This window comes from Rossellomorea sp. QJM3NY_18, from assembly GCF_056173145.1.
The window spans coordinates 731,402-754,215 of sequence record NZ_CM149659.1; the positions used below are offsets into that span (position 1 = coordinate 731,402).

Annotated in this window: 22 protein-coding genes; 16 read left to right on the plus strand and 6 right to left on the minus strand. The window is 46.4% G+C overall.

Annotated elements, in window-relative coordinates; translation table 11 throughout:
• Positions 1–624: 624 nt before the first annotated feature.
• From AC0VXY_RS03765 to AC0VXY_RS03780, 4 genes are all read right to left on the minus strand, one after another.
• Positions 625–1,401 (minus strand): phosphatidylserine decarboxylase, encoded by a 777-nt coding sequence (locus tag AC0VXY_RS03765; protein WP_475526946.1) that lies wholly within the window; start codon positions 1,399–1,401, stop codon positions 625–627.
• Entirely contained in the window at positions 1,398–1,940 is a 543-nt protein-coding gene (locus AC0VXY_RS03770) for a helix-turn-helix domain-containing protein (protein ID WP_475526947.1), read from the minus strand. Before AC0VXY_RS03770 ends, AC0VXY_RS03765 begins: the two co-directional genes overlap by 4 nt.
• A 136-nt stretch (positions 1,941–2,076) precedes the next feature.
• A complete protein-coding gene (gene katG / locus AC0VXY_RS03775; protein WP_475526948.1) occupies positions 2,077–4,293 on the minus strand; it encodes a catalase/peroxidase HPI in 2,217 nt (738 codons plus the stop codon).
• A 206-nt stretch (positions 4,294–4,499) separates the two neighbouring features.
• Entirely contained in the window at positions 4,500–4,733 is a 234-nt protein-coding gene (locus AC0VXY_RS03780) for a YczF family membrane protein (RefSeq protein WP_435994649.1), read from the minus strand.
• A gap of 132 nt (positions 4,734–4,865) precedes the next feature.
• Between AC0VXY_RS03780 and AC0VXY_RS03785 the strand changes: the two genes are divergently transcribed.
• From AC0VXY_RS03785 to AC0VXY_RS03810, 6 genes are all read left to right on the plus strand, one after another.
• Positions 4,866–6,482, plus strand: coding sequence for a spore germination protein (locus AC0VXY_RS03785; RefSeq protein WP_475526949.1), 1,617 nt, complete (start codon positions 4,866–4,868; stop codon positions 6,480–6,482).
• Positions 6,472–7,695: a Ger(x)C family spore germination protein gene (locus AC0VXY_RS03790; protein WP_475526950.1), complete on the plus strand. Its 1,224-nt coding sequence runs from the start codon at positions 6,472–6,474 to the stop codon at positions 7,693–7,695. Before AC0VXY_RS03785 ends, AC0VXY_RS03790 begins: the two co-directional genes overlap by 11 nt.
• 20 nt (positions 7,696–7,715) lie before the next feature.
• Positions 7,716–8,825: a GerAB/ArcD/ProY family transporter gene (locus AC0VXY_RS03795; RefSeq protein WP_475526951.1), complete on the plus strand. Its 1,110-nt coding sequence runs from the start codon at positions 7,716–7,718 to the stop codon at positions 8,823–8,825.
• A 42-nt stretch (positions 8,826–8,867) separates the two neighbouring features.
• A complete protein-coding gene (locus AC0VXY_RS03800; protein ID WP_475526952.1) occupies positions 8,868–9,575 on the plus strand; it encodes a DNA alkylation repair protein in 708 nt (235 codons plus the stop codon).
• Positions 9,576–9,738: 163 nt separating this feature from the next.
• Positions 9,739–10,146, plus strand: a complete 408-nt coding sequence (locus tag AC0VXY_RS03805) for a RidA family protein (RefSeq protein WP_475526953.1) — start codon at positions 9,739–9,741, stop codon at positions 10,144–10,146.
• Between the two features lie 88 nt (positions 10,147–10,234).
• Entirely contained in the window at positions 10,235–11,263 is a 1,029-nt protein-coding gene (locus AC0VXY_RS03810; protein ID WP_475526954.1) for a phosphotransferase, read from the plus strand.
• 123 nt (positions 11,264–11,386) lie between these two features.
• Here AC0VXY_RS03810 and AC0VXY_RS03815 read toward each other — a convergent pair whose 3' ends face one another.
• On the minus strand, positions 11,387–12,220 hold the full coding sequence (locus AC0VXY_RS03815; protein ID WP_435993157.1) for a YitT family protein: 834 nt from the start codon (positions 12,218–12,220) through the stop codon (positions 11,387–11,389).
• Positions 12,221–12,399: 179 nt separating this feature from the next.
• Between AC0VXY_RS03815 and AC0VXY_RS03820 the strand changes: the two genes are divergently transcribed.
• The gene (locus AC0VXY_RS03820) at positions 12,400–13,008 is read left to right on the plus strand and encodes an FMN-binding negative transcriptional regulator (protein WP_475526955.1); all 609 of its coding nucleotides are present in this window, start codon (positions 12,400–12,402) and stop codon (positions 13,006–13,008) included.
• Between the two features lie 423 nt (positions 13,009–13,431).
• Entirely contained in the window at positions 13,432–14,193 is a 762-nt protein-coding gene (locus tag AC0VXY_RS03825; RefSeq protein ID WP_475526956.1) for a hypothetical protein, read from the plus strand.
• Positions 14,194–14,244: 51 nt separating this feature from the next.
• Here the strand turns inward: AC0VXY_RS03825 and AC0VXY_RS03830 are convergent, their stop codons facing one another.
• Entirely contained in the window at positions 14,245–14,733 is a 489-nt protein-coding gene (locus tag AC0VXY_RS03830; protein ID WP_435993151.1) for a DinB family protein, read from the minus strand.
• A gap of 157 nt (positions 14,734–14,890) precedes the next feature.
• On the opposite strand from AC0VXY_RS03830, the gene AC0VXY_RS03835 reads away from it, so the two are divergent.
• The 8 genes from AC0VXY_RS03835 to AC0VXY_RS03870 all read left to right on the plus strand — a co-directional run bounded on the left by AC0VXY_RS03835 (position 14,891) and on the right by AC0VXY_RS03870 (position 22,813).
• Entirely contained in the window at positions 14,891–15,232 is a 342-nt protein-coding gene (locus AC0VXY_RS03835) for a PadR family transcriptional regulator (RefSeq protein WP_435993149.1), read from the plus strand.
• Entirely contained in the window at positions 15,225–15,707 is a 483-nt protein-coding gene (locus AC0VXY_RS03840; protein ID WP_475526957.1) for a hypothetical protein, read from the plus strand. The genes AC0VXY_RS03835 and AC0VXY_RS03840 overlap by 8 nt, the downstream gene beginning before the upstream one ends.
• On the plus strand, positions 15,704–16,210 hold the full coding sequence (locus AC0VXY_RS03845) for a permease (protein ID WP_435993145.1): 507 nt from the start codon (positions 15,704–15,706) through the stop codon (positions 16,208–16,210). Before AC0VXY_RS03840 ends, AC0VXY_RS03845 begins: the two co-directional genes overlap by 4 nt.
• Positions 16,211–16,228: 18 nt before the next feature.
• Entirely contained in the window at positions 16,229–16,714 is a 486-nt protein-coding gene (locus AC0VXY_RS03850) for a hypothetical protein (RefSeq protein WP_475526958.1), read from the plus strand.
• A gap of 424 nt (positions 16,715–17,138) precedes the next feature.
• Complete coding sequence (locus AC0VXY_RS03855; protein WP_475526959.1) at positions 17,139–19,565, plus strand: phenylacetate--CoA ligase family protein; 2,427 nt, start codon at positions 17,139–17,141, stop codon at positions 19,563–19,565.
• The gene (locus AC0VXY_RS03860; RefSeq protein WP_475526960.1) at positions 19,562–20,338 is read left to right on the plus strand and encodes an amidohydrolase family protein; all 777 of its coding nucleotides are present in this window, start codon (positions 19,562–19,564) and stop codon (positions 20,336–20,338) included. The genes AC0VXY_RS03855 and AC0VXY_RS03860 overlap by 4 nt, the downstream gene beginning before the upstream one ends.
• Positions 20,335–21,681, plus strand: coding sequence for a phenylacetate--CoA ligase family protein (locus AC0VXY_RS03865; RefSeq protein WP_475526961.1), 1,347 nt, complete (start codon positions 20,335–20,337; stop codon positions 21,679–21,681). The genes AC0VXY_RS03860 and AC0VXY_RS03865 overlap by 4 nt, the downstream gene beginning before the upstream one ends.
• 10 nt (positions 21,682–21,691) lie before the next feature.
• On the plus strand, positions 21,692–22,813 hold the full coding sequence (locus tag AC0VXY_RS03870; RefSeq protein ID WP_475526962.1) for a 3-dehydroquinate synthase II domain-containing protein: 1,122 nt from the start codon (positions 21,692–21,694) through the stop codon (positions 22,811–22,813).
• Position 22,814: the final 1 nt, after the last annotated feature.

Sequence of the window (22,814 nt, forward strand, 5' to 3'; positions counted from 1 at the left end):
GACCCCTTTTTTAGCCTTAACTGTCTGAAAATCGATTTAAATGCGTCTCAAGGGGATTTTTGTAAACGATCGTGACTCTCTAGTGCATTAAAATAGCAGTTGAGATTCAGTGAGGTCAAGTAAAAGTTTCACATTTTAATTAATCGACAGTCTCGATTTTCCGGTTACATTTAGAATGGAAGTGGTTTTTGGGGTGAATAAGCGGAAATATTCCACTTACATCAAGAAAAGCCACCCCTAATTGTATTTTTTGACAAAATAGGCGGAATTTTGAGACCGTCGATTAACTACTTTTAATAAATGCTCCATATTTTAGACAAATAAAAATTTAAAATTTCGTTAGGTTTCAATGATCAATTTAGTATTACCCAGAGTATCTTGACCCCTTTTTTAGCCTTAACTGTCTGAAAATCGATTTAAATGCGTCTCAAGGGGATTTTTGTAAACGATCGTGACTCTCTAGTGCATTAAAATAGCAGTTGAGATTCAGTGAGGTCAAGTAAAAGTTTCACATTTTAATTAATCGACAGTCTCGATATTCCGTTTATTTATCCGCTCTGGTGCCTTAACCTGATCTCTCCACAAATATGTGCGACCCACCATAATGGGGAGCAGTCACCTTTTTTAAGAATGCCACTTCCCAATTTCTTCACCCATTTTCACTGGTCCTTTTTCCCGTGTGAAGCTGAACTTTCCTTCCGGCACACAAACCACGACCGTCGATCCGAATGAAAAGTACCCGTACGGATCTCCCCGGCGAACCGTGTCAGCTGTATTCGTCCTCACAATCGAGTTCACATTCAGCGCCCCGACCATGACGTGGGCAAGAGGGGATCCTGCCACATCAAAGCGGGAGACGAGTCGGTAATTCCGGGTAAGGGGACGGACACCGTGCGTCAGTCCGAGTTCATTCACGGGATCGGCATGTTTACCGAGTGTGTAGACTTCCTCGACGGTGGCGTCGATCGGCACGTGTACCCGGTGGTAATCGGTCGGACTTAAGTAAAAGATGAGAACCTTCCCGCCGGCATATGCTTCTGCCTTAACCGGGGACCCTAGCAGTTCTTCCACCGTATAATCCTGACCTTTGACCGTGAACGTGCTTTCCATAGTCAAGTCGTCGACGACGGATAAATAGCCGTCGCACGGGCTGACGAATGCACCTTCAGAACCTGAGACCGGGCGTGCATCGGCTTTCAGCTCCCTTGTGAAAATGTCATGAAGGGTGCCGTAGTCACGGAGTCCGCGCGTGGCTTCTTCCATGTTCAACTTATAGACTTTGGCAAAAGAAGCGATAAACGGTTTGCTCACCTTGGATTGGGCGAATGAGCGCAATCCTTTGGCGATGATGGGATGGCCGTTCAGTTCGAATACTTTTCGGTAAAATTTTGATCTGATCATATGTGGTCACGTCCTTTGGGTTCTGGGATAAGCATTTGGATGAATGAAATCTTTTCGTTTTCATCCGTCGGTCGGTTCGATTTGAATTTACTCAGAAGCTCATTCATGCCTTCAGTCAATTCCTTAAGCTCGACGGGTGTCAGGTAAAGGTCCAGCTGGTTATATCCGAAGAAATCCGGGGCAAGATCCGGGTCGTTCAGAAGATAGTTCCTTGCCTGACCTGTCACAGAGGATAGGAAGGTCATGAACAGTTTAAGATGTTCTTCCCCTGACAGCTGCTCCAATTCTTCAACGGTCATATAAGGACTGTCTTCCTGCATGGCATAGGTTTTCTCGACGGCCCCCCGAATTTTCCGTTCATCGACGATATGAATGATCTTGTTTTGGGTCAGTCGATTCAAATGCCGGTAAAGGGTGGCCTGTGGGACATCTGCCATCCATTCTTTCAGCTCATGGACCGTCGCCGCCCCCTTGGAGAGATGCTGTATGATGCGCATCCGGACTGGGTGCAGGATCAAATCTGTATCTATTTCGGTCATTCAATTACATCCTTTTGTGATTGTTATCGATATTGATAATAATGGAGGTAGGGAGATTTGTCAATGGATTTATAGGAGGGATGATGGGGTCTATTCAAAAAAAGCCCCTTCCAACAAGGAAGAGGCCTGTTACACATTATCTTAAATCAAACCGATCTGCATCCATCACTTTCGCCCACGCGGTAACAAAGTCACGGACGAATTTTTCCTGATTATCATTCTGTGCGTATACTTCAGCTAGTGCACGCAGCACGGAATTGGAACCGAACACAAGGTCAAAGCGGGTAGCCGTTCTGACGACTTCACCGGTCTTGCGGTCGCGGCCTTCATACTGATTGAATCCGGCCGGCTTCCATTCGATGCCCATGTCCAACAGGTTGACGAAGAAGTCGTTGTTCAGGGTACCGACGCGGTCTGAAAAGACGCCATGCTCCGTTCCGCCGTGGTTGGCGCCTAATGAACGCATGCCGCCGATCAAGACGGTCATTTCAGGAGCGGTCAATCCTAAGAGCTGTGATTTGTCTACAAGCATTTCTTCAGGGCTGACGGCATATTCCTGCTTCTGGTAGTTGCGGAATCCGTCTGATACCGGCTCCAATACGCCGAAGCTGTCGGGGTCAGTCTGCTCGCCCGTTGCGTCGCCGCGTCCAGGTGAGAATGGAACGGTTACGTCGAAGCCTGAGTCACGGGCGGCTTTTTCAACGCCTGCGTTTCCGCCTAATACGATCAGATCCGCAAGGCTGACTTTTTTATCGAGCTTGCTTTGTAGATCTTCGTAGACACCAAGGACTTTCTCAAGCTGAGCGGGCTCGTTCACTTCCCAGTCCTTCTGAGGAGCGAGACGAATTCGTGCACCGTTCGCGCCCCCGCGCATGTCGGAACCGCGGTATGTGCTGGCGGATGCCCAGGCGGTTTTCACGAGCTCACTTACGGTTAAGCCGGTGTCCAGAATTTTTTCCTTTAGAGAAGCAACTTCACCGTCAGTTAGATCATAGTCCACTGTCGGAACCGGGTCCTGCCAGATCAATTCTTCGTCCGGAACCTCTGGACCCCAGTAGCGTGCTTTCGGCCCCATATCGCGGTGAAGAAGCTTGAACCAGGCACGGGAGAAGGCATCGGCGAATTCTTCCGGATTTTCATGGAAATGACGGGAAATCTTTTCGTAATCAGGATCCATGCGGAGTGCCATATCGGCGGTCGTCATCATCGTCTTCACCTTGATGGACGGATCCTCGGCATCAGGTGCCATATGTTCTTCGGTCATGCCGACCGGTGTCCATTGGGAAGCTCCGGCTGCACTCTTCGTTTTCTCCCAATCGTAGCCGAATAGCAGGTCGAAGTAGCCGTTATCCCACTTCGTCGGATTCGACGTCCAGGCACCATCGACACCGCTTGAAATCGTGTCACGTCCTTTTCCGCTGCCGTATGAGCTGAGCCAGCCGAGTCCCTGGTTTTCAATGTCGGCAGCTTCCGGATCATCTCCGACAAGGGAAGCGTCTCCCGCTCCGTGGGCTTTCCCGAATGTGTGACCGCCTGCGATCAGGGCGACGGTTTCGTAGTCGTTCATCCCCATGCGTCCGAATGTGTCGCGGATGTCACGGGCACTTCCCAGTGGATCCGGTTCGCCGTTCGGGCCTTCCGGGTTCACGTAGATGAGACCCATCTGCACGGCAGCGAGTGGATTCTCAAGCTCCCGGTCACCGGAGTAACGGTTGTCGGCCAGCCATTCTTTCTCATTTCCCCAATAGACGTCTTCTTCAGGATGCCAGATGTCTTCGCGGCCGGCACCGAATCCGAAGGTCTTCAAGCCCATGGATTCAAGGGCGACGTTACCCGTCAGGACGAGCAGGTCAGCCCACGAAATCATGTTGCCGTACTTTTGCTTGATCGGCCATAACAGGCGGCGGGCTTTATCGAGGTTGACGTTATCCGGCCAGCTGTTCAGTGGCGCAAAGCGCTGTGAGCCTGATGAACCGCCTCCGCGACCGTCCGTTTCGCGGTATGTACCTGCTGCGTGCCAAGACATACGGATGAAGAAGGGGCCGTAGTGACCGTAGTCGGCGGGCCACCAATCCTGACTGTCTGTCATCAGATTGTGAAGATCCTGCTTCAGGGCGTCGTAATCGAGCTTCGAGAACTCTTCCTTATAGTGGAAGTCTTCTCCCATGGGATTCGCTTTCCGGTCGTGCTGGCGAAGGATGCTCAGGTTCAGCATATTCGGCCACCATTCTTTGTTCGTCATACCTCCAGGAGCCGTCGTTGTCGTGATGGCGCTATCCTTGTGATGAGTGAAGGGGCATTCTCCAGATGCTGCAGAGTGATCCTTTTGATCAGGGCGATTCTCTTTTTCCATTACGATTCACCTTCCTGTTCTAAAAAATTAGGGGAAAGCAACTACCACATAAATAGTGTGATAATTATAATAATTCTTAATTATCATTATAAAAGATTGGAATGGTTATTGAAAGCGTGAATCTTCTTTGAATGGTGAATTTTAACAAGAAGTGAATAATACGTGGTTGTGAAGAGGGGAAAGGAGGGGAAGTTGCGTGGGAGGGCTTATTGTTTTGTAGATCCTTTCTTTCTTTTTTTGAAAAAATTATAGGCCGTTTCACCAAAAAAGAGAAAGAGAAGAAAGAAGAGCACAACCAATTCTGCCACTTCCAATACGCGGAAGGGGCTGATGGCATTTTGCCAGGCATCTGATAGGTCGTAACCCTGGAGAATATCGAGACCTAAAGAAAAGGCCATTAAACATCCCATCATTAAAAAGGTAATACCCATGATTTTCATGCTGATCACGCTCCTCCTCTTAGGTTCTTCTCTTAGGTGTTGGTTCATGCAGCACTTCCCTTTGTTAAAAATTACATAAAAAACCCTCATATGGTTAAAGTAATAAAAAATAAGAGAAGGGTGCCAGAATTTATGCCTTCGTTCTTTAAAGGTCGAAAACCAAAGAAGGATCAACAGTCGGAATCACAAGCTTCTGATACTTCGAAAGAACATATACAGAATTCATTATCAGGCAACCTTGCTATCATCCGCCAGAAAACAGGGAACAGTTCTGACGTCGTTGTCCGCCGGTTGAAAATGGGGAAGAATGCCGACATTGAAACGGCAATAGTCTATGTGGAAGGGATTGTGGATAATCAATCGATTCAGGAGTTCCTGCTGCAGTCGATGATGAAGGATGATCATAAAGAAGAGTTGAATAAGCACGATGCGTTGAATCTGATTTCGGATGACATGATGACGGTTGGGAATGTGTCCTCTTTCGATAAATGGGAGGAGCTGTTTTCATCCTTGATGGAAGGGGATACCATTATCCTCGTGGATGGGGTCGGGAAGGCTTTGAGTGCTTGCACGAAAGGCGGGGAAAAGCGTGCCATCTCAGAATCGACGACGCAAATGGTGGTCCGAGGTCCAAAAGGGGCGTTCACAGAGTCGATTGAAACCAATACGTCGATGATCCGACGTATCATCAAGACGCCTGATTTATGGATGGAGACCACGAAGATCGGCCGGGTAACGAAGACCGATGTGACCCTTATGTACATACATGGCATTGCCAATGAAGAAGTGATCGAGGAAATACGCCAGCGGTTAAAGAAGATTGACATCGACAGCATTTTGGAATCGGGGTATATCGAACAGCTGATAGAAGATCAAACGATGACGCCGTTTCCGACGATTTTTAACACCGAACGACCTGATGTGGTCGCAGGGAATCTGTTTGAGGGGCGGATCGCCATCTTTGTCGATGGAACTCCCTTTGTCTTGATTGCCCCTGCTCTGTTCATTCAATTTTTCCAGTCGGCAGAGGATTATTACGCCCGATTCGATATTGCGACATCGATCCGGCTTTTAAGAATATTGATGTTCACGATTTCGCTGATTGCCCCTGCAACCTTTGTGGCGGTCACCACCTTTCACCAGGAGATGGTGCCGACGACGCTCATCGTCGCGATTGCAGCACAGAGGGAAGCGGTCCCCTTTCCGGCATTTGTGGAAGCCCTCCTGATGGAAATCACGTTTGAAATTTTGCGGGAAGCGGGGATACGACTGCCGAAAGCGATCGGTTCTGCCGTATCGATCGTCGGGGCCCTTGTCATTGGGCAGGCAGCCGTTCAGGCGAGCATCGTGTCACCGGCGATGGTCATCATCGTATCGATCACGGCGATCGCGAGTTTTGCCACGCCCTCGTTTGATATGGCGATTTCTGCCCGTCTCATCCGATTCTTATTCATGATCGGTGCAGCTACCTTTGGATTTTACGGAATCATTTTGATCTTCCTGATGATGGTCGTCCATTTATGCAGTCTGCGTTCATTTGGCGTGCCTTATATGGCTCCGTTTGCTCCGTTTATACTGGTGAATAATAAGGATACATTTGTACGGCTGCCATGGTGGACACTCAGACAAAGACCACGCCTCATAAGCGCGAATACGGTACGGGAAGGGACGAACCAAGGTCCCGTGACGCCTTCATCCAGGGCAATGGTCACTGCAGAGGGGAAAGAAGGTGGCAACCGTGAATCGTAAAGTGACTTTTATTATCTTAATGATGAGCTTGACCCTTTTCCTTTCCGGGTGTTGGAGTAAGAAAGAGCTAACGGATCTTGCCATTGTGGCAGCCTTGGGCGTAGATAAGACCGAGGATGGAAAATATACCATGACACTGCAAATCATCAATCCCGGGAACGTGGCCGGGGGCATGCGTGGAGGTGGAGGAGGGACACAGAGCCCTCCTGTTACAATCTATTCGTCTACCGGGGATAATTTAGTAGAAGCAAGCAGGCGTGCCTCAAGCAAGATTTCCCGAAGATTATATTATGCTCACACCAATCTGGTGGTCGTCGGGGAGGATTTTGCAAGAGAAGAAGGGGTAACGATGTTAATTGATGCCATCGACCGGGATCATGAATTCCGGATCACGACCACCATGGTGATTGCGAATCATTCAACGGCAGAAGATTTGCTCAGAACCTTAACTCCGGTTGATAAAATACCAGCAAATAAAGTACTGAAAACATTGGAATTTTCACAGAAAAAATGGGGGCAGAACGTGAAGACGTCGATTCAGGACGTTATGAAAGGATTGCAGTCATCTGATAGGGCAACCGTGGTATCCGGATTCCGCATTGTAGGCAATCCCAAGCATGCCAGCCAGCTTGAGAACATTCAGGAAAGTGAACCTGAATCCACACTCCAAGCGAGTGGGATCGCCATTATAAAAGATGGAAAATTAGTGGATTGGTCTTACGGGAAAACGGCAAGGGGGACTGTATGGATCAGGGATGAGATCCAAGGCACAGACATCAACATCGATTGGAAAGGAAAGAAAGAAGTCATTGCCTATCAAACGGACCGGCAAAAGACGAACGTGTCCGGGGAAGTGAAGAATGGTCAGCCTCATATCTCGATTCATACCCGTGTGGAAGGAAGCATAGGTGAAATGGAGGTGCCGGTCGATATCACGGATGGAAAGATGATTTCTCAGATGGAACAAAAGGTGGAGGAAGAGATTAAAGGAGAAATAAAAAAAGCGATTGAACAGGCTCAAAGCAATAAAACCGACATCTTTGGGTTTGACGAAGTGATTCGCCGGTCGAGACCAGCAGATTGGAATAAACTTGAAGCGATGTGGGGAGATGTGTATTTCCCTGAATTAAAGGTTGATATCACAGTGGAAGCCTACATCCGTCGCGCCGGTCTGAGAAATAAATCGTTTCTTTCAAGTCTGGAAGAAGAGTGAGGAAAAGGAGGGACCGTACAGTGGAAAAGGCGAAAATCAGCAGTATTCAGCTCTTTGTCTTAATGGTTCTGTTTGAAATGGGAAGTGCTTTACTGGTCCCTCTTGCCATCGATGCGAAAAAGGACGCGTGGCTTGCAATCACATTTGGGATGATCGCGAGTTTCGTTCTGTTGCTCGTCTATCATAAGCTGTACTCGTATTATCCAGACCATCTGCCGACCGAATACATGCAGAAGATTCTTGGTAAAGTAGCTGGAACGGTCCTTGCCTTCCTTTATCTTTTTTATTTTATGTATGATGCGTCCAGGGTCCTCCGGGATTTCGGTGAAATGCTGCTGACCTTTGCTTATCCGGAAACCCCGTTATTCATTGCCAATGCCCTGTTGATGCTTGTCATTATCTATACGGTTCGGAAAGGAATCGAGGTCATCGCCCGATCAGGCGAACTGCTATTCATGCTCATGTTCCTCCTGTCGGTTGTTGGATTCATCTTGATCGTTGTTTCCGGTTTGATCGATTTCACCAACTTGCAGCCTGTATTGGAAAAAGGGCTGAAGCCGGTCCTGAAAGTGACTTTTACACAAACCTTATATTTTCCGTTTGCAGAAGTCTTTGTCTTTACAATGATCCTGCCGTATTTGAATAATCCAAAGAAGGCGAAGTTAACCATATTTTGTGCCGTAGGACTTAGCGGAATCAACCTGATCCTGACGATGCTCATCAATATCAGTGTTCTTGGGGTGGATCTGACGGCCCGTTCACAGTTCCCCCTTCTTAGTACGGTTCAGTCGATACAAGTAGCCGACTTTCTGGAACGCCTGGATGTCTTCTTTATGCTTGGTCTGGTGATCGGGATTTTTTTGAAGATCAGCATCTTTTTTTATGCGGCCGTCATCGGAACGGCGAGCTTATTCAAGGTTCAATCGCCTTCGAGACTCGCTTATCCGCTCGGCCTGATCGTCCTATTCATGTCGATGTGGATTGCGAGCAATTTTCAGGAACATATCCATGAAGGGCTGAAGGTGGCCATGTATGTGCTGCATTTGCCTCTGCTTGTCGTCATTCCGATTCTCCTCCTTCTCATTGCCTTCGTGAAAAATAGAAAAAATAAAAGGGACAGGGCGATGTAAGAAGAATACATATAAGATGGACAAATAAAGGAAGTGGATGGAATGGATCTGGAAACGGTGATGCAGGAACTAGAAGCCCTCGGCAAGGAACGAATGAAGAAAATGTACGTATCGAACGGTGCCCGTGAGCCTGTGTTCGGTGTTGCGACGGGTGCCATGAAGCCGATGGCGAAGGAAATCAAGAAGGACCAGGACCTGGCAGAGGAATTATACGCTACCGGAAATTATGATGCCATGTACTTTGCCGGCGTCATCGCAGACCCGATCATGATGACCGAAGCGGACTTTGACCGCTGGATCGAGGGGGCATACTTCTATATGCTGTCCGATTACGTGGTGGCGGTCACCTTGGCAGAAGCCGATATCGCGCAAGTTGTCGCCGATAAGTGGATTGAGAGCGGGGAAGAATTGACAATGTCGGCGGGATGGAGCTGCTACTGCTGGCTCCTCGGGAACCGGAAGGACGAAGAGTTTTCCAAAGAGAAGATCGCCGGGATGCTGGAGAGGGTGAAAGAGACCATCCACGAGGCACCCGAAAGGACGAAATCGTCAATGAGTAATTTCGTCACGACAGTCGGTGTTTCCTATGTTCCTCTTCATGAAGAGGCTCTCGAGACGGCAAAGGAAATCGGGCCTGTCGAGATGGTGCGGGAGGGGAAGAAGAACAGTGTCCTGAAGTCTGCCGATGATATTCAGAAGCAGGTGGAGAAGGGACGGATCGGGTTTAAGCGGAAGTATGTGAGGTGTTAGGTTTATTTTGATAGATTAAAAGAAACCAGAGGGACAGGTCCCGCGGCTCATCTTGAGATTCCGTGATACGGTGCCTGTCCCTTTTCACAACTTCTATGCATCGGTTGTCATACCGGGAAGGCGGAACAGGTCCGGAATGGACAGTACAAATGGGAGGAACAATATGACTAGTAATATATCCTTTATCCGATCAACGCACTTAGCCCATGTTGACTATGCCTATGCATCAAGAGTACCTTCAGACATGGACCTCCTTTTTTTAGCCGGAGCCTGTCCTCTGAATAAAGAAGGGGAAGTGCCTCATGTACAGGATTACGCACTTCAAGCCAAGCTGTGTGTGGAAAATATGAAGGAAGTACTGAAAGAGAGTGGTGCTTCCTTGAAGGACGTCGTTTATACCCGGGTCCTTGTAGCCTCTCATCAACAGACCGATTTAGTGACGGCTTGGGAGGCGATTAGAAAAGAGTTTGGGGATCATGACGTTCCCAGTACATTATCAGGAGTGACGGTGCTTGGATACACACATCAATTGGTTGAAATCGAAGCGGTTGCGGCAATCAGGACCGTATAAAACCAGAGGGACAGGTCCCGCGGCTCATTTTGAGACTCCGTGCCATGGGACCTCTCCCTCTGTTGCATCTGAAAGGGGAAACGGATATATGTTAACACAACCTGAGCTCAACCATGAAAAAATCATAGACGGATTAAAAGAACACTTTAACTTTGCAGCGAAAGAAGTGACGTTCCTGCCCATAGGACATGATCCGAAAGCGGCAGTCTATCGTGTAATAGGGTCGAGAGGCGAGGTCCTTTTTCTGAAAATGATCCAAGGTTCCTTTGATGACACGGGAATCAGAATCATTCATTTCCTCTTTACTCAAGGAATCGACGCGGTCATACCGCCCATACCGACGACTGGTCATAAGTTGGCGGTCCATCATGAAGGGTACCACTGGATCCTTTCGTTATTCGTAGACGGGCGAACGGGTTTCGAATCGCCGTTAAGCGGGCAGCAGTCGATTCGGTTTGGACAGATCCTGAAGTCCATTCATTCTGCAGGGGTCCCTCATGATCTTCAAGTGCAACTGCGTCAAGAAGATTTCTCCGGACCCTGGTGTGAGAAAGTCAGGGAGCTTGACAGGGAGGTGTATTCAGATCTTCCCCGTGACAAAGCGGCAGAGAAACTCATTGATTTTTGGAAAAGAAAGCGCGAAGACATCCTGATCCTTGTGGAGCGGACGGAAGAACTTTCACAGAGGCTGCAGGATCGTGATAAAAGTGGATTTGTTTTATGCCACGGGGATATCCATCCCGGGAATGTGATGATCGATGGGGATTCAAAGCTATTCATCGTCGATTGGGACGATCCCGTCATGGCCCCTGTTGAAAGGGATTTGATGTTCCCGGGAGTGGGTTTGGGGTTGTGCTTCAAGGATGAGGGCCGTGAGCACATCGACCTTTTCTACAAGGGTTATGGAGAAGTGGAAGTGGATCCGGTCCTTCTCGCTTATTACCGGAATGAGCGGGTTGTGGCGGATATCGCTTCATATGGCATGCAGTTAATGGATGAACAAGGGAATGTTGAAGATCGGGAAAATGGATTGCGGTTGTTGATGGGGCAGTTTGAAGCGGGGTATGAGGTGGAGGTTGCGGGGTGGACTTATGAGGAGATGGATGGGAGAAGGTAAGGTGGCTGGTATCATCTAAACAAATGTTTTACATAGGTGAAAAGAAAGACATGTTCCCCAGCCTAATTGAGCCAAGAAACCTGTCCCTCTGGAAAAAAGGAAGCACGAGAACCGTCCCCATGCTTACGTCTTCGGAAACGTAAATCCTTCCCCGAATACATCTCTCACATCGTGGACAACGACAAATGCTTTATCATCGATCTGCTGGATCATTTTCTTCAGGAGGAAGAGCTCCTGTTTGTTAATCACGACGTATAAGATATCTTTCGACGCTTTTGAATAGTGCCCTCTTGCGTTGATGATGGTGACACCACGGTCCATTTCGGCGCTTACTTTTTCCGCAATGGCGTCGGTATCCTGTGAAATGATGGTGACGGCCTTTCGTGTATCGAATCCGTCGATCAGGTAATCGAGGATCTTCGTACTGATGTAGATGGAGATCCCGGTGTACATCGTATTTTCAATTCCGATGACGAACGAGGAACCAAGGACGACAAGAATGTCGAACACGAACATGGTCGTGCTGACTGCCCAGCCGAATTGCTGGTTGAGCATACGGGCAATGATCGTGGAGCCACCCGTGGTACCCCCTGAGCGCAGTACAAGCCCGAGTCCGATCCCGATGAACACTCCGGCAAACACGGTGCCGAGCATGATGTCGACGGAATTTCCCATTCCTTCTGTCAATTGAATGAAGAGGGACGTAAAGAAAATGGCGAGCATGGTGTACCATGTCACCCGTTTATTTAATACCTTATAACCGATCGCGAGGAGGATGCCGTTCATGATGAAGTTGGTGATACCCGGCGACCAATCCAATACATAATAGAGGGTCATGGAAATCCCCGTCACGCCGCCTTCCCCAAGCTCATTCGGAATGGCAAACAAGTTGACCCCGAGGGCGAAGAATAAGGATCCGATGATGATCAGTGTGATCTCTTTCGTTGTTGAATTCATGTGCTCACTCCGTTCTCAATTGATACTAGGATACTATAGCACACGGGGAGCCGCGAGGACAGGTCCCTTGGTTGTTTTATGAAATGTAGATTATGGGCTGTTCGGGAAGCAAGGGGACGGTTCTCTTGCTTCTTTTTTCTTAAAAAGGTAGCCACAAAAATGTAGAAAGGCGGATCACAATGTATATTCCCAAAGACTTTAAGATCACCGATGAAACGGTGGCGTTTGGTGTCATTAATGAACACAGCTTTGCGACGCTTTTTTCCCAGCACGAGGGGAGGCCGGTTGCGACGCACTTACCGCTGCTGTTAAACAAGGAGAAAACGCATTTATACGGACACTTTGCCCGTCCGAATCCCCAGTGGAAAGAGATCGAACAACAAACGGTGCTGGCCGTTTTCCACGGTCCTCATTGTTATATCTCCCCATCATGGTACGAGACGAATCAAACCGTCCCGACCTGGAACTATGTATCCGTTCATGTGTCCGGGGAAGTCGAGCTTGTCGAGGATGACCATGAGCTCATCGAATCGCTACATGAACTCGTATCAACGTTCGAAGCCCCGGACAGTTCCTATAGCCTGGGGGATCTAGACCCTGAGCTGCTCGCCGGCATGAGCAAGGGAGTTCAAGGGTTCAAAATCAAGATCAATCAGGTTGAAGGAAAAGCGAAGCTGAGTCAAAATCATTCACGTGAGAGGCAGGAGCGGGTCATCCAGAAGCTTGAGCAGAAACCAACTACCGATGAGCAGCAGATTGCTGCTTGGATGAAGGGGAATATGAAGTAGAGGGAGGTTTATACACGTAGCTGTGACCTTCTATTAAGACCTCTCTCAGTCTGGTTTTTGACTGTTTCATAGACCCATCATCCATATTCCGAAGAAAAAGAGCATGGATCATAACAAAAGCCAGGTGAACATGATAGACTGTCCACCTGGCTTTTACATTTAAAGCAAGCTAATTTTCTCTTTTTTTAAAAATTCCTCCCCAGTCAACCGTGATTTCCATTTATTAACCATTTCGTCACAATCCCTTGTCTATTAAGAAAATACGATAAATAATCCTATACATCCTACACAGGATACCTTACATTTAAGATGATAATTCCATAAAAGGATATATATGGTTTTTGGTAACTCAACAGGATTTGGCTTACCGGTATCAGGCACTCGTTGGCTATCCCTCATTTTCTTGGATAAAGGAGGAAGACCGTGGACACTCAACTGATCATCTCACTCGTCATCCTGATTGTACTGGCGGATGTCGGCGCCATCATTCTTTTTATAAAATATAGAAGAGGCCACATGGAGAAGAATCCCTTCATCACGATTCTAAAGAAAGAAGCGATTGTCTTCTACTATGCCCTGTTCAAATGGAAAGTGAGGCCGACTGAAGCAACCTATGCCTATCATAAGGGCTCCAACTATTTCTGGCTGTTCATCGCGCTTCTTCATGAACAGGTGATCGAAGCGTTCGCGTTTCATTACTATTTAAAAGACGTGGATCCACTCCGGGCGGATATCCTTGTCGTGCTACATGTCTACAGCATCCTTTATATGCTCGGGGACTATAATCTTGTCCGGAACTCACCGATTACGTTCAAGGGAAATCAGGTCACCATGAAAATCGGCGTGCGGAGGTCCCTTCGTTTTAACATAGAGGATGTTTCGGCCATTCAGCCGGCAAGAACCCTGTATGCTAAAAGCGGGGGCATCATCCATGAGAAATATGTGTTTCATGTCGCCATGCTGCCAAGGGTGTTCACCCGTGTCTTCGGGATGATCGATGAGTTGAGGTATGAAATCATCTTCAAGGAACCGATTGAGGCGAGAGGGTATTTCGGGCAGAGGAAAGTGGTGAAGAAGGCGTTGATTTATATGGAGGATGCGGAGCCGTTTATTCAAGATCTTCGTGCGAAAATCCAAAGTGTATCTGCAGTCGACAAGGAAATGCGGGCAACAAACATAAAATAAACTGTCACTACATAATAAAAACAGCCGGCTCCCGCCGGCTGTCATTGCTACTTAACCCTTCATCGCTTCCATTTCTTCCTTACTCGGTCCATACACCCCAGGCACTTTCAAATCAGCCTGACGCATGAGAACCGTCAATTGACCACGGTGATGAGCCTGATGCTGAATCAGTAAGCGGAATACGGCTTGAACCGGCATTTCCATTCCAAAGAGATTGACCATTTCGTTCATCTTTTCATCTGACACTTGCTCAGAAACGGCTTCTACGAGGCGGTCGCTGACGAGCTTATATGTTTCACTGATTTCTGTAGCCGACGTCGGTGCTTCTTTGCGAAGATCCGGCACTTCGAATGTGATGCCAACTTGAGCCGGGAAGTAGTATGTAGCTCCCGTGATGTGCCAGGCAACGCTTCCGATGCTGTACAGGTCGGGTGCGACAACTTGTTTCAGCGACTCATCCGTCAGTGCGTCCATTACCTTTTGGGTGACTGCGGCTTCTTGTTTCCATTCTTGTAGGAAATCATTTTTGGATGTGAACATGGTATTCCCTCCTGAATTTTAAATGATACTTTCCTTTTTATTGTATCACGTTGAACTCGTTGATACTTCCATTTTGCAAACTGTTATTGACAGTATAATGTTATTAGCAGTATACTGTTTTTAACAGTTTAAATCATAATGTAGGAGGTCATCATAGATGAAACATACAGGAAGACATACAGGCGCATTTCTTTTGATGTTTTTAACGGAGGGGGATTGCTACGGTGGTCAGCTTCTTCAGAAGTGTCAGGATGAAATTCCGGTCAACCCAATTGACAGTGCGATCATTTACCGCACCCTGAAAAAGTTGGAGACGGAAGGGGCCGTTGAGTCTTATATTGGTACATCAGGAGAGAAGCCGATAAAAATGTACCGGATCACCGAAACGGGAAAAAGAACATTGGAGGACTTTCATGAAGATATTGAAAGTAAGATCAAGAACTTATCCTTTTTCTTAGGTAAGTATAAGGAATGGAAGAAGGGACCCAACCATGATTAACGGTCTGATTCTTTACGGAATAGCTCTTATCTTAACCGGAATTTCGTTCTGGAAAGACAGGGAAAAGACGAGAGGAGCCATGAGTAAGGTGTGGAAAATGTTCAGCAATATTATGCCTGATGTGCTGGCGATTATGCTGTTTGTCGGATTATCTTTATCCATTCTCACTCCAGAACTCATTTCTTCCATCGTCGGGAAGGAATCCGGCGTCTTGGGCCTCGTTTACTCCACGATCATTGGTTCTGTTTCCCTCATCCCGAGCTTTGTGGTCTTTCCACTTGGTGCGACACTGGTGGAAAACGGGGCGGGTCTTCCCCAGGTGGCAGCCTTGATGGCTTCGTTCATGGCCGTCGGGATCGTCACGTTACCTATGGAACAAAAGGTGTTTGGACGTAGTTTTGCGATAGCGCGAAATGGGGCAGCCGTTGTCATGTCTGTTCTATTCGCCGTTCTAATTTGGGTGGTGATGGCATGAAACAGGTAAAGAGATATCGATTCTTTCTTATTCTCCTTGTCGGCCTTATCGTTCTGACTAGTGTAAACAGATCAGCAGGATGGGAGGCGGCTCAGGTGACGGGAACCAGCATGCTGGATATGCTGTTCCTTCTGCCCCCGGTCCTCGTGTTAGTGGGATTATTGGACAAATGGGTGGAAAAGGAAACGATGATCCGCTATATGGGGAAAGACTCAGGATTCTATGGCATCCTCTTCTCCCTGTTACTCGGAACCATCGCAGCGGGGCCCTTATATGTGGCCTTTCCCATGGCTGTCCTGTTTTTGAAAAAAGGGGCAAGTGTCCGCTACATCGTCTTCTTCCTCGGAGTCTGGTCAACGTCGAAACTGCCGGTCGTGATTTACGAGCTGGCCTCCTTTGGGATGAAATTCACCATGATCCACATCGGATTCGGTCTACTGTTTGCCTATATCCTCGGTGTGCTGTTTGAGAAATTCTATCAGCCGGGGGAATTGTTGAAGTGAAGCGAGGGAACGGTTCTCTTGCTTCTTTTTCGTACCAAATGGAAGCAGCAGAACCGTCCCCTTGCACACGACCCTGACAATCTGATGGGAAAATATGAATCTACCCAGAACCTCACAGTTTCAAAAGAGCAGTTCGAAGATAACGTACTCGACGCAGCCTGGTTTTTGTTTCAGCACCAGAAAGCAGCGGCGAGAGGGAATGATACGTGGGCCGTGGAAATGCTGCGGCACTCTATGAGAAACGTGACGATCATCCTGCTGTCGCGATACGCGAAGGAGCGGGCGGTACTTGGGTTGAAGACGATTCACAGGGACCTCCCAAAAGAACGACAAGATCGTATGGTGGAGATTTATGAGGCGATGACACCTTCTCATCATGGGGAAGCGGTGCGGAAGATTGCTGGTCTGTTAGAAAGTGAGTTTGAATGGATCCGGGAAGAGCTTGGTGAGGGAGAAGTTGTTTCATTTATGAGGTTGATGGTTGGGAGAGTATTGGCGGGTTGAAGAAGCACGGGGACGGTTCTCGTGCTTCTTTTTTGTGCCAATAGGAAGCAACAGAACCGTCCCTGTGCTCCCCCTGTAGAAAATTGACGGATAAAAATGAGGCTAAAGACTCAAATTAATCAGAATATAGTCAAAATTTGTACTATTTGTATTGATTATAATGAACTACCTGTCTATAATTTAGAATAAATTACTAGTAAACCAATAATTTGGTAGTTAACTAGTTTTGATTGGAGGGAGAGACATAAATACATATGTAAAAAGTCGAATTGAAATCGATCTTGGGAGTTTACTCGAAAAAGTACTTGGTTCGCCCTTCTATGCGAATAAATTAAAGTCTAAGGATTCCTTTTCGTCTATAAAAGATGTTCCTTTTACGACAAAGGAAGAGTTGAGAGAGACATCCAAATTCGATTTGTTGGCAGTGAAAAAAAGACGTATCAGTCATTTTCATGAATCTTCCGGTACAACCGGCATTCCTTCCGTCTCATGGTATACCAAAGAGGATTTAGAAACGGGCGGACAAGAGATAGCAGAATCAGGAATAAAACTGAATGACAATGATTTAGTGTTGATCAGATTCCCATTTTCCCTGTTCGTCCCAGCTTATTTAGTCCTTCATGCAGCGTACCAAACCGGTGCAGGGGTGGTTCCGGCAAGTAGCAGGAACACGGTTACACCTTACCCGAAAGTGCTGGAATTAATGAGAGAGCTTGAAGTGACTGTATTTGCCGGACTTCCGAGAGAACTGGAACTGCTTGCTGAAACTGCTTTGCAAATGTCTATCGACCCCCAAGATGCTTTTCCACATTTGAGAGGTATCCTGGTTGCTGGAGAGTTGTTGTCGCCAAGGCGAAAGGCGTATCTTGAAAAGGTCTGGGGAAGGCCCATATATAACTTATATGGATCAACAGAAACCGGTAATATCGCTAAAATGTGTGAATTCGGGCTCCTTCACTTATCTGAGGAAAACTATTATGTAGAAGTGTTTGAGGAGTCATTGGAATCTGAAAAAAGCCTTGGAGAGATCGGAGTAGGAGTGGTTACGACTCTTACAAATCAAGGGTCACCACTCATAAGGTATGCAACCGGGGATTTAGTTTCTATACACGATTCCAAATGTAGATGCGGTTCAAATCATGTGGAAATACGACACTATGGCCGGGCGAATGATTGTTTGACCATTGCGGGTAAAACCATTGGGCTGTACGAACTGCAGGAAGCGATTTATTCTTTGGAGCATGTTCCGATAGCTTGGAAAGTAAGAGAGACAGACAGCGGAATGGATATTGCATTGCAATTTACAGAACCCCTTTCCCTATCAAACGATGAGATTAAAGAACATTTATTGAATTGCAACCTACCGGATGGCATCAATCTGAGAATTGGTGAAATTCTATTCGATACATCCGCGTTACTAGATAAGGAAATAAGCAGAAAGCCTGTTTATATTGAAAAAAAACAGCTTCAAAGGAGGAACGGGGATTTGATTCACTCATCCGAAATTAGGCCGAATGTATTTGAGGAGGATTTGGAAACGTCCATTTTCACTCCACTGAAGCTCTTCTTCGAGAGTGTACATAAGCGGGGTCAGACCATTGAATCCTTAAGTCGGGAGGATAAAGAAGCCTACTACATGCAGGCACTTAATCTATTATTAGAATATGTTTGGGAACATAATGAATATTATCGAAAGAGATTAATAGAAAGTGGATTTACTACTCCAACGATCAACCACCTTGCTGATATAGACAAGATCCCTTTTCTTGAGAAAGACCAATTGAAAGGAAATCGTGATCTTCTATTATCCGTAGACCGCTCAAGAATTACCCAATATCACCTCACATCAGGTACTACAGGTAAGCCCATTTATAATGCACTTACACTGAATGACCAATACTTCCATGATGCAATACCATCCTATCCTACACTTTATGAAGGCGATTCATCCAATGATGTTGTTGGAATCGCCCTGCCCTATGAATTTGCCCAGCCAGCTTTAGGATTTCACAGACTTTATCAATTTATTTTCGGAGCAGCAGTCGTATCCCTTGGAAAAGGGGGCTATATGGCTCCATTGGATAAAACGGTGGAGGCATTAAACCAATTCAACGTATCCATCCTTATTACCACGCCTTCTTATGCAACCTTATTAGCAGAACAAATTGAGTCCATGGGGCTTTCTATTGGGAAAGAGGTCAATGTACGGAAATTGATGTTGACCGGGGAAGGGTGTTCTCCGCAATTCATTACCAGGTTAAAAGAAATTTGGAATTGTGAGATTCACCAGATTTATGGTTCGACCGAATGTGGTCTGGTTGGAATACAGGACAATGTAGAGGACGGTTACCAGGTCTTAGACGGCAATGTACTGGTTGAAATAGTGGATGAAAAAGGGAGCCCATTGGAAAATGGGGAACTCGGAGAAATTGTGATTACAACTCTTTTAAGAGAAGCCATGCCATTTATCCGTTATAAAACGGGTGATATAGGATTTCTTAAAGAACCGGCTGAAGGGTCGCCCAATGAGCTGAAACGATTGCACCTCCGAGGAAGGATTGGAAGTACGTTCTTAATAGAAGGAATCGAATATTCACCTATATTGCTGGAACATTTTCTTCTGATGAATCCAGATGTAGGACTATGGTTTCGTTTTGTAATTCATGATGAAGAATTGACCATTGAAATAGAGAATCCCAATGGAGTTGATGAAGATGAGCTGACAGAACAAGTGAAAAGGCATATGTATGCTGCAGGAGGGGTCGTTTGCAACGTATCTATTGTAGAGAAGATTAAGCGAGAATACTCAAAAGTAAATCGAGTGCATTATAAGGAGGAAACGAATCAATGATTATTGATGCCCATGCTCACATTGCGGAAATGCCTTATATCAGCGTTGAAAAATTAATGACAACCATGTTGGAAGCCAAGATTGATAAAACGGTGCTGTTCCCCGGAGGAATGGTCGATGTCAGGAAGATGACCAATTATGTCATAGGAAAAGATAAACCGGAGAAACCTGAAGCGAATAATGAGTATGTTTTAAGGTTGGTAAAGAAATATCCGGAGTTATTTTTTGGGTTCTGTAATGTGAATGTAAATAATAAGTCGGAAAAGGTCCTTGAACAGTTGGACTATTATATTAAGCAGGGACTGCATGGTCTTAAGATGGCTCCGATGGTACATCAGTTTTCCTTATTGGGGAAAACTTCAAAAGCACTTGCCGATCTTTGCGGACAATTGGATATCCCTTTTTATACCCATACGATCTTCCATGCAAGTGCAAGCACGGCAGCAGTGGGCAAATTGGCAAGTGAATTCAAGAACACGACATTCATCATCGGACATATGGGCTTCGGACCGCTTGATATTGAAGCGATCGAATTGTCCGCTACGTTAGATAATGTATATTTAGAAACCTCCTCCTCCAATTACTTGGCTATCGAAACAGCTGTGAAGAAGTGCGGGCACGAAAAGCTCATTTATGGATCGGAATTTCCACTTTCCGACCCTTATGTCGAGAAGGTGAAAATTGAGCGATTGCCGATTACAGATGATGAGAAAGACCACATCTTCAGTAAAAATATACTTCGGTTGATGAAAGCAGAAGTGGGGGTAGGATGAGTATGCCATTACTGACCCAATCACTTTCCATCCCGAAAGGAGAATTTCATCTTACCAGTATCAAACGCTGGTTTGATGGTCTGGAAGCTTCAGGGGATTCGCTTGAAACGATGTCGAGGGATGATGTGAAGGAATATCACAGGTTAACCTTAAAGCACCTCCTTCATTATGTATGGGAAAACAATTCATTTTATCGTGACAGATTACAATCAGCAGGATTTGAACCGGATCAGCCATTTTGCTTAGAGGATTATAAAACAATCCCGTTTCTGACGAAAGATGACTTGAGGGAAAGGTATAAAGACATCTTAACCAAGCAGAAACTTGCCCATATATGTAAATCGACGGGCACTACGGGGACTAAACCAAGTTACATTGGACATACGATGGATGAATTGTATTCTTATTATTTTGCTCCAAAATACCCGACGTTGATGGAAAAGGTGAAAAACCAGGTGGTGGCCAATGCCCTTCCTTATGAAATGAGTTCATCTGCACTCACATTCCACCATGAATTTCAACATTTACTTCACTGCACCATTCTTCCCATCGGAAAAGGCGGGGCCTATTCTGAACCGGAAATTGCCCTTCAATTCATGAAAGACTGGGAAGCTGAAATACTCGTCACAACGCCGTCTTATGCGATTGTCTTATATGAGCATGCCAAAGCACTCGGGATGGACGTGAAGGAAGACTTTACTATCAACCATATTTTTCTGACCGGTGAGGGAACGTCCCATTACTTCAGAAAGAGAATCGAAACCATTTGGGGGTGTAAGTCTACCATCTTGTTTGGTTCGCTTGAAGCCATGCTTATCGGCCTAGAGTGTGAGGTGCAGGACGGATTCCATTTGGCAGATGGGCACCTTTATATAGAAATCGTCGACCAGGAAACCCTGGAGCCTCTGGAGGCCGGGCAACAAGGAGAAATTGTCGTTACCACTTTACTCCGTGAGGGCATGCCGCTGGTCCGATTCCGGACTGGCGATATAGGCTTCATTGATGAGAGTGGTTGTGATTGTGGAGTGAACCTTCCGAAACTATTCCTCCGTGGGCGGAATATTGAACAAATCATCATTGAAACGGGCGAATATTCCCCTTTTTACCTTGAAAATATTCTTATGCAGGTGGATGGAGTGGGGAACTGGTATCGGTTCATTGTAAAAGAGAAGCAGCTGAAGGTAGAAGTAGAGCCATTAGATGAAACGGTTGATCGTGAATTACTTTCAGAACAAATCAGTTCCAGTCTGGAATTTCATATCAACACATATTGTGATGTGCAAGTGGTGGATAAGGTCCACCGGAATGCTGGGAAAATGAAACGAGTCTGGTTAGAGGACTAGGAGGAATTCCATGGAAAAGCGAACGATCTGGTACGATGCGCGAAACGATTATATAGAGCAAGAACTGTTGGCATTGGTCAATCAATCCTATAATTTTAATGGCATCCTTTATCATGTCGATCAAATGGGAGAGTGGGCACACTCTGATCGTTTGACGATTGCCATTCATGTCAATTCATTGCAAGACCTGGAGCGTTACCTGGATCAGGCAAGCAATGAACGGGCAGACGTCGTTATTGTATCTTCCTGTCAAGGCGTTTTAGACAAAGCAAGATTAGTAGATTTGAAGACTGGTCTCTATGTGTATATAGAGGATGAATCGTCTATGTTAAGAGCCTGTGAAGAGGGTAGTGACCACCATTATCTTCTGGTGGAATTTAAGGATGAGACGAATATACCGCTAGAGTTGGTGATTGCAAAGCTTCAACAGAGCGACACGGAAATTATTAAGTACGTCCAGTCTGTAAGCGATGCCGTGGTCTCAAAAGAAGTGATGGAAGTGGGTTGTGATGGCTTCCTGATAGACACTAACAAGGCGGAGGTCATTTCTCAATTGAATACTGTGTTGGAAAAGGCAAAGACGACTTCTCTCCAGGTCGTCAGAGCAATCGTAACGGATGTCGTTCACCTTGGTCCAGGCGAACGGGCATGTATTGATACAACGAGTCTCCTCACCACAGAAGAAGCGATGATTGTGGGATCTACTTCTGGTGGAGGTCTCCTTGTTTGCAGTGAGACGCATTATTTACCGTATATGAATACCAGGCCATTTCGTGTCAATGCGGGAGCCGTCCACAGTTATGTATGGTGTCCAAACGATACAACTGAATATATTACAGATTTGAAGGTAGGGGGGAAAGTCTCGGTCATCGATACGAAGGGGAACCTCAGGGAAGTGAATATTGGCAGAATAAAGATAGAGGTAAGGCCACTCCTGTTGATAGAGGCTGAGTATGAAGGAAAGAAGATTAATGCCATTGTCCAGGATGACTGGCATATTCGAATATTTGATGGAGATGGCAATCCTAAAAATGCGACGGCTTTCAAAAAGGGTGACGAGATACTGGCATATGAATGTGAACCGGGAAGGCATGTAGGAGTCAAAATACTAGAAAAGATTACTGAAAATTAAA